The organism is Streptomyces glaucus, assembly GCF_039533365.1.
Taxonomy (GTDB): Bacteria; Actinomycetota; Actinomycetes; order Streptomycetales; family Streptomycetaceae; genus Streptomyces; species Streptomyces glaucus.
The window spans coordinates 1-10,511 of record NZ_BAAATK010000097.1; the positions used below are offsets into that span (position 1 = coordinate 1).

Here is a 10,511-nt window from a genome sequence, read left to right on the forward strand (position 1 = left end):
GCGGGGGCGGCCGGCGGCGGGGCGGGCGGCGCCGCGGGGACGGCGGGGGCCGCGGGGGTGCCCGCCGCCGGGCGGGCTCCGGGCCGGTGCTCCGGCCGCGCCCGCGGTTCCGGCTCCGGTCCGGCCGGTGCCGGCGGTTCCGGCTCCGGTTCCGGTCCGGCCGGCGCCAGCAGTTTCAGCAGCCGTTCCCGGTGCTCGGTGACGAAGTAGTCCGCGACGCCCGCGAGGTCGACGTACTCGAAGAAGAGCGTCTTGGGCAGCGACCCGAAGTCGTCCTCCAGCCGGCTGGTGAGGTCGACGATGGCGATGGAGTCGATGCCGTAGTGCTCCAGCTTCTCCTCCACCTGGACGGTGTCGGGGTCCTGCCGCATGACCTCGCCGAAGACGCGCCGCAGGTAGTCGTGCGTGAGGGCGCGCAGTTCCCGCTCGCCGGTCTCGCGCCTGCCGCCGGAGCGCGGCACGGCCCGCTCCTCGTGCGCGCCCGGGACGCCCGCGTAGCGGCGCAGCTTCTCCGGTTCCCCGAAGAGCACCGCGCGCCGTACGGGCCCGTCGGTGCGCAGGGCGCGCTCCAGCGCGTCGAGGCCGGCCTCGGTGGGGAGCGGGACGACGCCGTTGCGCTTGCGCAGGTAGGCGAGGCTGGCGGCGTCGACCCGCATGCCGCCCTCGGCCCACAGCGGCCACTCCACGACGCGCAGGGCCCGCTCCGGGCCGGTCCGGGTGACGGCGTAGGAGGCGAGGTAGGCGTTGGCGGCGGCGTAGTCGGCCTGCGCGGCGTTGCCGAACGCGCCGGCCACGGAGCCGAACAGCATCAGGAAGTCCGGCCGGGCGTCGCGGGTCGCGGCGTCGATGTGGGCGGTGCCGTCGAGCTTGGGCGCGAGGACGGCCGCGGTGCGCTCCGGCGGCTTGGCCACGAGGTAGCCGTCGTCGAGGACGCCCGCCGCGTGGAAGACGCCGTCGAGGCGTCCGTACCGGTCGCGGATCGCGGCGACCGCCTCGCGCACGCTGCCGGCGTCGGTGACGTCCGCCGGGCGGTAGACGGCCTCACCGGGCAGGCCGGCGAGCCGGTCGCGCAGCCGGTCGACGGCTTCGCCGTGCTCCCTGCGCCCGCTGAGCACGACGGTCGCGCCGTACCGGCGGACCAGGCGTTCGGCGAGCAGGGTGCCCAGGCCGCCGGCGCCGCCGGTGATCCAGTACACGCCGCCCGCGCGCAGCAGGCTGTCACCGCCGGTGGCCGGGGCGGGCAGTTCCACGGTCACGCAGCGGGTACGGCGGTCCTGCCGGTCCCAGGCGGTCTCCTCGCCGTCGTCGGCGGCGGCCTCGGCGCGGACGACGCGCTCGAACCGGGCGCTGTCGTGCGGGTCGAGGCCGTCGACGAGGACGAGCCTGCCGCGCAGCGACGGGTCCTCCTGGCGGGCGGTCTTCAGCACGGCGGCCAGCGGGGCGTGGACCGGGGAGTCCGGGGCGCCGGGTGCGACGACGAGGACCCGCCGGGTGGAGTCGCGGTCGCCGAGCAGCCGGCGCAGGTGCGCACAGCAGGCGTCGAACGCGGCCTTCGCGGCGGCGGCCTCGGCGTGCGGCCCGCCCTCTCCGGCCGGCCGGGCGGCCGGGAGGGGCAGGATGTCCGCGCCCAGGCGGGCGGCGGCGGCGGGGACGTGCGCCTCGTCGAGGGCGGCGTTGAGGACGACGACCGCGGCGGGCCGCCCGGACGCCCCGGCGGGGGCCGGGGCGTCCCGCCAGGCGCGGGTGACCTCGATGAGCCGGCCCTCGGGGGCGGGCTGCGGAGGCACGGGGTCCTCCCGGCCGGCGCCGGGCGCGGCGGGCGCGGGCGCCTCCTGCGGGGCAGGCGCCTCGGGCGCGGCGGGCGCGGGCGCCTCCTGCGGGGCAGGCGCCTCGGGTGCGGCGGCGGGCGCCTCCTGCGGGGCGTGCTCGGCGGCGGACGCCTCGGGTGCGGCGGCGGTCAGCGGGCGGGCCGCGTAGCCGCGCATCCGCACGCACAGCCGGCCGTTGTCGTCGTAGAGGTCCACGTCGAGCTTGGGCACCTCCGTGCGGCGTTCGCCGCCGGGCCTCAGCAGGGCCCACATCACGGACGTGGTGGGCGCGTGGGCCTCCAGGGCGTCCAGGGCGAACGGCACCTGCGGGGCGTCCGGCCGCCGCCAGCCGGCGCCGTCGGCGTCCGCGCCCACCGCGAGGGCGGCCTGCAGCGCGGAGTCGAGGATCGCCGGTTGCAGCGCCGGGCCGTCGGCCGCGCCGGCCGGCAGGACCAGCCGGGCCAGGACGCCGTCCGGGCCGCCGTACACGGCGTCCAGGCCCCGCAGCGCGGTGCCGTGCGCGATGCCGGCGGCCCGCAGGGCGGCGTAGCCCGCGGCGACGTCGACGGGACGGGTGTGCCGGCCGCGCAGCGCCTTGAGGTCGGTCGTCTCCTCGGTGAGCGGGCGCCATTCGACGCGGCCCCGCGCGCAGGGCGAACCCGAGGCGTCGAGGACCGTGTAGTCGTGGCCGTCGCCGCGCGGCACCAGGCGCAGTTCGGCGGCCAGCCGGGGGCCGTCGACGCGCAGCGGGCGGATCCACACGGCGTTGCGCACGCAGGGGCGGGCGCCGGCCGGGTGGTCGCCGGGGGCGGCGGTGTGCCGGGCGGCGGCGGTGACGAGCTCCAGGACCATGACGCCCGGCACGATGCGCGCCCCGCCCACGAGGTGGTCGCGGACGAAGTCGTGCCCGGCGTCGAACAGCAGCGGGAAGCGCCACCGGCCGTCCTCCCGGCGGCCCTCGCCGAGCGGCGGGGTCGGCCGCGCGGCCGGGGCCGCGGTGCGCTCCGGCGCGGGGGTGGTGGGCCGGAACCAGTGCGGCGTGCGGGCGAAGGCGTAGCCCGGCAGGTGGATGCGCCGGCCGCCGCCGGGCCACTGGGACCAGTCGACGGGCAGTCCGTCGGCCCACGCCGCCGCGAACTTCGCCAGGCGGCCCTCCTCGATCCAGCGCGCGCCGAGCGTCGCCAGGTCCTCGGTGTCCAACGCGCCGAGCTGCGGATTCCCGCCGTCGGCCCGGCCGCGCAGGCAGCCGTCGGGCAGGTCCTCGCCGGCGGCGAAGCGCTCCAGCTGCCCGGCCCAGGCGGTGACGTCGGAGGCCCGGAAGACGACGCGCTCCCGCATGGGCACCCGGCCTTCGCGCAGGGTGTGCGCGATGTCCGCGAGGTCCGGCACGGCGTCCTCGGCGAGCCGGGCGCGCGCCCAGCGGGCGAGCCCGGCGCAGGTCTCCCGCAGGCGCTCCTCGTCGCGCGCGGACACCGGCAGCCACTGCTCGCGCGGGCCCGCCTCGCCGTCCCGGTCCGCGGGTTCCGCGCCCCGGGCGGCCTCGTCGTCCCCGGGTCCGGGGGCCTCCAGGAGCACATGGGCGTTGGTGCCGCCGAAGCCGAACGAGCTGACGCCCGCGCGCAGCGGGACGGCGGGGTCGCCGGTGTCCCAGTCGGTGAGGCGGTCCACGATGTGGAAGGGGGTGCCGTCGAGCTTGATCAGCGGGTTGAGCCGGTGGAAGCCGACGGTCCCGGGCAGCTTGCGGTGGCGCATGGCGGCGATCACCTTGAGGACGCCGGCGACTCCGGCGGCGCCCTCCAGGTGGCCGATGTTGGACTTCACGGAGCCGATGCCGCAGCGGTGCCCGGTCTCGGCCGGGGCGCCGGAGCCGGTCGCCTTTTCGCCGTCGCTGCCGCCGTCGCTGCCGTCGCCGTCGCCGCGCAGCTCGGCGAAGGCCTGCTTCAGGCCGCGCACCTCGATCGGGTCGCCGATCCGGGTGCCCGGGCCGTGCGCCTCGATGTAGGTCACCGTCTCCGGCGCCACCCCGGCGCGCCGGTAGACGCCGGCGATCAGCTCGGCCTGCGCGGCCGGGTTGGTCACCGTCAGCGAGCTGGTGCGGCCGCCGTGGTTGCTGCCGACGCCCTTGATGAGCGCGTGCACCGGGTCGCCGTCGCGTGCGGCGTCCCCGGCGCGCCGCAGCAGCAGCACGCCGCCGCCCTCGCCGCGGACGTAGCCGCCGGCGTCGGCGTCGAAGGCGCGGCAGCGGCCGTCGCGGGAGAGCATGCCGGCCTTGCTGAAGGCGATGAAGTGGCGCGGCGACCAGCACAGGTTGACGCCGCCGGCGAGGGCGTAGTCGCAGTCCCCGGCGCGCAGCGCCTGCACGGCCTGCTGCACGGCGACCAGGGAGCTGGCGCAGGCGGTGTCGTTGACGACGCTCGGGCCGCGGAAGTCGAAGTGGTGGGAGACCCGGTTGGCGATGATCGCGTAGGCGACGCCCGTGGGGTAGTAGGCGTCGATCTCCGCGACTTCCTGCTCGATCAGCTCGGCGTAGTCCCAGTGGCAGACGCCCATGAACACGCCGGTGCGCGAGCCGGCGAGCCGGTCGGCGCGGTAGCCGGCGTCCTCCAGGGCGTGCCAGCTCAGTTCCAGGGCCATGCGCTGCTGCGGGTCCATGGACTGCACTTCGCGCGGCGACAGGTGGAAGAACTCGGCGTCGAAGCAGTCGATGTCGTCGACGAAGCCGCCCCAGACGCTGTTGGTCTTGTTGAACTCGCGGCGCGGGTCGCCCGCGTGGTCCTCCTTCCGCCACCGTCTGGCCGGTACCTCGCTGATCAGCGAGCGGCCCTCGGCGAGGTGGGTCCAGAACTCGTCCATGGTGCGCGACTGCGGCAGCCGCAGGGCGGCGCCGACGACGGCGACGTCCCGGTCGCCGCCGGCGACGGGGGCCGTGTGTGCCTGGGGCATGGGGGCGTTCTCCGTATCAGACCGACACGGCGCTGCTGCTGCGCCGGTCCACGACGTGCAGGGCCAGGTTCTTGGGCGCGCGTTCGGCTCCGGCGCGCCGGACGAACCAGTGGTGCAGCCAGACCAGGGAGGACAGCAGGACGAACGCCTGGTTCTCCTTGGTGCCGACGCGCTCGGGCGGGGTGTCGAACACGCGGTTGACGAAGGCGGTGACGAAGCGGGGTTCGAGCACGCCGATGTCGTCGAGGGTGTCGGCGTCGAGGAGCAGGTCCCGGTAGTCCGGCCGGGAGCGCACGAACGCGGCACTGTCCGGGGCGCGGTAGGGGAACTTGCCCTTCTCCAGGACGCGGCGCGGAAGGACGTCCTCGTAGGCGCGTTTGAGCAGGTACTTCTCGTCGTAGCCGTCGTCGAAGCGCAGGTTGACCGAGGCGGCCAGGCGGACCACGGCGGGGTCGAGGAACGGGCAGCGGTTCTCCACGCCGTGCGCGAGCGTCATGCGTTCGCCCTGCGTGGAGAGCAGGTAGCCCGCGAGCAGGGTGCGGAACTCCAGCCACTGGGCCTTCTGGACGGGGGTCAGCCGGTCGTAGCCGGGTTCCTCGGCGACCAGGCGCCGGGCGGCGGCGAAGGGGTCGCCGGGGTTCTTCAGCAGGCGCGTGGCGAAACGGCCGTTCTGGAACCGCATCTGGTGGGAGAACAGGCCGGGCAGGCGCTCCTCGGTGAACTGCTGGTAGAGGCCCAGCATGCGGCGGTGGCCGTCCTCGCCGTTAAAGTGCCGCAGGTAGGGGTAGAGGCGGGCCATGCGGCGCAGCCGCGTCTCGTCGTCGAGTTCGTGCCAGGCGGCCAGGAGCCGGGTGTCCTTGAAGATGCCGTAGCCGAGGAACGCCTCGTCGGCGCCCTCGCCGCTCAGCACGACCTTGATGCCCTGCCGGCGGACCTCCTCGGCCAGCAGGTACATCGGGACGAACGCGGTGCGGAAGACGGGGACCTCGGCGTGCCGTACGGCTTCGGGGAACGCCTCGACGACATCGGCGTCGGACACCTGCACGGCGGTGTGCCGGGTGCCGAGGTGGGCGGCGAGTTCGTCCTGTTCGGCGGACTCGTCGAACTCGGGGTCGTCGAAGCGGACGGAGAACGTGCGCAGCGGCCGGCCGGTGCGCCGGGCGGCGAGGTGGGCGACGATCGAGGAGTCGAGGCCGCCGGAGGCGTAGACGCCGACCTCGACGTCGCTGCGCAGCCGTACGTCGACGGCGCGTGCCAGCTCCTCGCGGATGCGTTCCAGGGCCTCCTCCTCGGTGGCGGGGGCCGGTCCCGCGGTGAGGTCGAGGCCGGTCCAGCGGCCGCGCTCGGCGCGGTCGCCGTCGAGGCGGAGGTAGGAGCCCATCGGGATCTGCTCGATGCCCCGGTAGCCGCTCTGGTCGGGCAGCGGCGTCCAGGTGGCGAAGATCGACGCGAGCTGCTCGGGGTCGAAGGCGAACGTGAAGCCGGGGTAGGCGAGGAACGCCTTCATCTCGGAGGCGAACAGCCAGGCGCCCTGGTGGCGGGCCACGTACAGCGGGCGCTTGCCGAACCGGTCGCGCACCAGGTGCAGTTCGCCGGTGACGGCGTCGTGCAGGGCGAAGGCGAACGCGCCGTTGAAGCGGAGCAGGCAGTCCCTGCCCCAGGCGATCCAGGCGTTGAGGACGACTTCGGTGTCCGACTCGGTGCGGAACGCGAAGCCGAGCGCGGTCAGTTCCTCGCGCAGTTCGACGTAGTTGTACAGCTCGCCGTTGTAGCAGAGCCAGTGACGGCCGTCCGCGCTGCCGACGGGCTGGGACCCGCTGGCGAGGCCGATGATGCCGAGCCGGACCGTGCCCATGGCCAGGTGGTCGCCGAGGAAGCAGCCGGCCTCGTCGGGACCGCGGTGCTCGATCTGGGCGAGCATGCCGCGCATCACGTCGCCGTAGGACGGGGCCGGCAGCCGGCTGCCGTAGAACCCTGCGATCCCGCACATGAGGCCGTCACCTGCTCCCGGTGCTCTGCCGCGGCGCGGAGCCGACGAAGTCGCGGATGCCGGAGAAGGAGACCACGACGCCGTTCAGCAGGTCCTCCTCGCCGAACTTCACCCCGTAGGTCTCCTCGATGTGCGCCATCAGCTCGATGTAACCGAAGGAGTCGAGGATCCCGGCCTTGAACAGGTCGGTGTCCTCGGTGATGTCCTCGTCGAAGGTGAAGAGGAAGCGCTCCTCCATGTACCGCTTCAGCTCGTCCATGATCGGCCTCTCTCGCTCCCTGGGAATGAAGGTGTACATATGGGTGGTTTCCGGGCACGTCTCGGCATGCCCTCGCCCGGGCGCGGCTCCGCGGGGGCGGCGTGCCGGACGGTGTGCGGCGGGGTCAGACGGCGGACGGCAGCGGGTCCGCCGCGCCGTCGGCGCGCAGCGCGCCGACGGCGATCCGCGCGAGCTCGGCCCAGTGGTCCCGGATGAAGAAGTGGTCGCCCGGGAGGCGGTGCGCGGTCAGGGGACGGGTGGTCTCCCGCTGCCACGCGCCGATGTCCTGCTCGGTGAACCACTCGTCGTACCCGGTCAGCACGGTGACCGGGACGTCGAGCGGCGGCTCGGTGCGGTGCGTGTACGAACCCAGCGCCTCGAAGTCGGCGCGCAGGATCCGCTCGTAGAACGCCATGAGGTCCTGGTGGTCGAACAGTTCCGCGGGAAGGCCGCCCAGCTGCTTCAGATGGTCCCAGAAGGCGTCGGTGGGCAGCCGCCAGGTGTCCCGCTCGCGGCTCGGCAGCGCCGGCCCGCACTCGCCGGAGACGATCAGATGACGCGGCGCGGGCAGCCGCTCGGCGCGCAGCCTGCGGCACAGCAGGAACGCCAGGCGGGCGCCCAGGCTGTGCCCGTAGAGCGCGTACGGCGCGTCGAGACGGTCGCGCAGCTGGCGCAGGAGGTCGTCGACGATGCTGTCGGTGTCGCGCAGCAGCGGCTCGGACAGGCGCCGGCCGCGTCCGGGGCGTTCGAGGGTGACGACCTCGACGTCCGGGCACTGCTCGGCGAGTCCGGCGTAGGCGCGCTCGTCGCCGCCCGCGTAGGCGACGCAGAACAGGCGCGGCCGGGTCACCGGGGCGCCCGCGGCCGGCGGCCGGTGCGCTGCGGGAGCCCCGGCGGCGGTCCCGGGCGCCACCGGGCGGGCGGCCGCTCCGCCGGTCCCCGTCCGGGGCGGGGCGATCTGCCCCAGCATGCGGGTGAGCACACCGCTGCCGCCGGCCTCGCGGCAGGATGCGGGGGAGGTGTGCCGCAGCAGGAGGCGGACGCTGTCCACCCACCGCACGGGTCCCGAGATCTGGTCGCTCAGCAGCCGGGCGATCCCGCCGTCGGTGTACGGCCGAGCCGTGACGTTGGCGATCACGGTGGCACGCAGCGGCGCGAACCTGAAGCCCTGGAGGAACGCCCGGAACTCGGCGCGGGCCGGCTCCATGTACCGGGAGTGGAACGCGGCCGACACGCGCAGGCGGGAGGTGCGCACCCGGCGGTCCTCCAGCAGGCCCTCGGCGCGGGCGATGTCCTCGACCGGGCCGGACAGCACGGTCTGGGCCGGGGTGTTGAGGTTGGCGATGTCGAGTCCCCGCAGTCCCTCGTCGGCGAGGAAGCGCGCGAGGTCGGGCTCCGGCATGCCGACGACGGCCAGCATGCCGCCGTGTTCGGCCCCGGCCATCAGCTCGCCCCGCTTGATGACGAGTTTGAGACCGGTCTCGAAGTCGTAGGCGCCCGCCGCGAGCAGCGCGTTGTACTCCCCGAGACTGTGTCCCAGCAGGTAGGCGCCCTCCGGTTCGCCGTCCTCCAGCGAGGCCAGGTAGGAGAGCGCGTTGACGACGTAGAGCGCGGGCTGGGTGTACCGCGTGTCGTCGAGCCTGCCGTCGGGGTCCTCCAGGCACAGCCGTGGCAGGTCGTAGCCGAGGACGTCCGTGGCGAGCGACGTCAGCGCGGGGAAGCGGTCGAACAGCCCGGCGCCCATGCCCCGGCGCTGTGACCCCTGTCCGGGGAACAGCACCGCGGGGGCGGGTCCTCCGGTGGCGCGGGTCCGGTTCACTTCTGCTTCACCGGCCGCTGCGGAGCCGCGGATCCAGCCGATGAGGACGAGGATCTGCCAGGAGCCGGGACACCGGCTCCCCGTGCGTGTCCATCGTTCCTGAAGCAGCAGAATTCGCAACTCGGCGCGGCCGTCACTTCCGTCAGCCTTTCACGTGGGGGGAGGGGAGATCAGCAGCGTTTCCACGACGCTAATGAGGGATCGGCTAAGGAATCCCCTAGTCCGGCGTTCCCGGGCTTGCCGCGGGCCGTTCGCCGGCCGGGCGACGACCGGCGGTACGAGCTGCTCCCCGGGGTTCCGGGGCGCGACTCGACGCGAGCAGGGCGCGCGGGTCTCGCGGTCGCGCGGGTCTCGCCGGGGGCGCGGGCCGGCCGGGCGGCGGTCCGCGGGCGGAACGTGCCGGCCACGGTGTCCCCGGGCCCGGGCCGCATCCGGGTGTGGCGTGGAACACTGCGGCTTTCCTTGGAAAGAGGCCCTGGGACCCGGCCCGGCGTTGTGCCGACGGGCCGGACGGTGTCATAAAACTGACCACCGGACACCTGACGAGCCGCGCCGCCTCGGTGATCGAGGACGCCGCACCGCGACCAAGGAGTGTTCCCCATGTCCCTGACCAGTGCACGGTCGTCCGCCGGTGCACGGTCCGCGTCCCGCGAGGCCCGCCGGTGGTGAGCCCCGCCCCGGGCCTCGCCCGCCAAGAGCGTCACCGTCCCCCGCGCCGGCACCGCCGGTCCCCCTCGCCGTCGGGTGCGCCGTGCGCCCGCTGATGCGCCGGCTGCTGCCGGAGACGGTGGCGGTCGGCGAGGTACGCGGCGATCTGACGGAACCCCCGCTGTTTCCCGAAGAGGAGGCGGTGGTGGAGAAGGCGGTGGACAAGCGCCGCCGGGAGTTCGCGACCGGACGGCGGTGCGCGCGGCGCGCGCTGGCCGAACTCGGTCATCCCCCCGTGCCGTTGCTGCCGGTCGGCCGCGGCGCGCCCGGTTGGCCCGCCGGGGTCGTCGGCGCGATCTCGCACTGTCCCGGCTACCGGGTGGCGGCCGTCGCGCGCGCCACCGACCTGGCGGCGCTGGGCGTCGACGCCGAACCGGCCGAACCGCCCCCGGACGGCGTCCTGGAGGCCGTGTCGCTGCCGGCGGAGCGCGCGGACCTCGCGCGGCTCGCCCGGGAGCACCCCGCCGTCCCGTGGGGCCGGCTGCTGTTCAGCGCCAAGGAGTCGGTCTACAAGGCCTGGTCGCCGCACGCCGGCCGGATGCTGGGGTTCGAGGAGGCACGGCTGCGGCTGGCAGTGGAGCCGGACGCGGCCGGGCCGGGGATCCGCGGCACGTTCACGGCGCGGCTGCTGGTGCCGCTGCCGCCCGCGGTCGCGGCGGTGACCGGTCCGGCCGGCGAGTTCGCGGGCCGCTGGCTGGTGGACGACGGCCTGGTGCTGACCGCCGTCCTGGCCCCCGCGCGCAGCGCGGGCACCGCCCCCGCGTCCTCCGCGGCCTTCGGCCGGGCCCGGCGATAGCGACCCGCGGCCTCCGCCGCCCCGCCCTCCCGGAGCGCCGCGTGCGGACGCCACACGACGACGGCCCCCGCCCGGCACCCCGTCGCACGCTCCCCCACGACCACTCCCCGCTCAGGAGATCACCATGACGACACGCCTGTTCACCTCGGAGTCCGTGACCGAAGGTCACCCCGACAAGATCGCTGACC

Annotated in this window: 5 protein-coding genes; 1 reads left to right on the plus strand and 4 read right to left on the minus strand. The window is 75.3% G+C overall.

What is annotated here, in order from left to right; all coding sequences use genetic code 11:
* The 4 genes from ABD363_RS31875 to ABD363_RS31890 all read right to left on the minus strand — a co-directional run.
* Positions 1-4,751: SDR family NAD(P)-dependent oxidoreductase (locus ABD363_RS31875; RefSeq protein WP_344609934.1), on the minus strand; the 4,751-nt coding region annotated here is incomplete at its 3' end.
* A 16-nt stretch (positions 4,752-4,767) separates the two neighbouring features.
* Entirely contained in the window at positions 4,768-6,741 is a 1,974-nt protein-coding gene (gene asnB / locus ABD363_RS31880) for an asparagine synthase (glutamine-hydrolyzing) (protein ID WP_344609936.1), read from the minus strand.
* A 7-nt stretch (positions 6,742-6,748) separates the two neighbouring features.
* A complete protein-coding gene (locus ABD363_RS31885; protein WP_344609938.1) occupies positions 6,749-7,000 on the minus strand; it encodes an acyl carrier protein in 252 nt (83 codons plus the stop codon).
* Between the two features lie 124 nt (positions 7,001-7,124).
* The gene (locus ABD363_RS31890; RefSeq protein WP_344609940.1) at positions 7,125-8,780 is read right to left on the minus strand and encodes a thioesterase domain-containing protein; all 1,656 of its coding nucleotides are present in this window, start codon (positions 8,778-8,780) and stop codon (positions 7,125-7,127) included.
* A gap of 790 nt (positions 8,781-9,570) precedes the next feature.
* Here ABD363_RS31890 and ABD363_RS31895 point away from each other — a divergent pair.
* Positions 9,571-10,323, plus strand: coding sequence for a 4'-phosphopantetheinyl transferase family protein (locus tag ABD363_RS31895; RefSeq protein ID WP_344609942.1), 753 nt, complete (start codon positions 9,571-9,573; stop codon positions 10,321-10,323).
* The last annotated feature ends 188 nt before the right edge of the window (positions 10,324-10,511 follow it).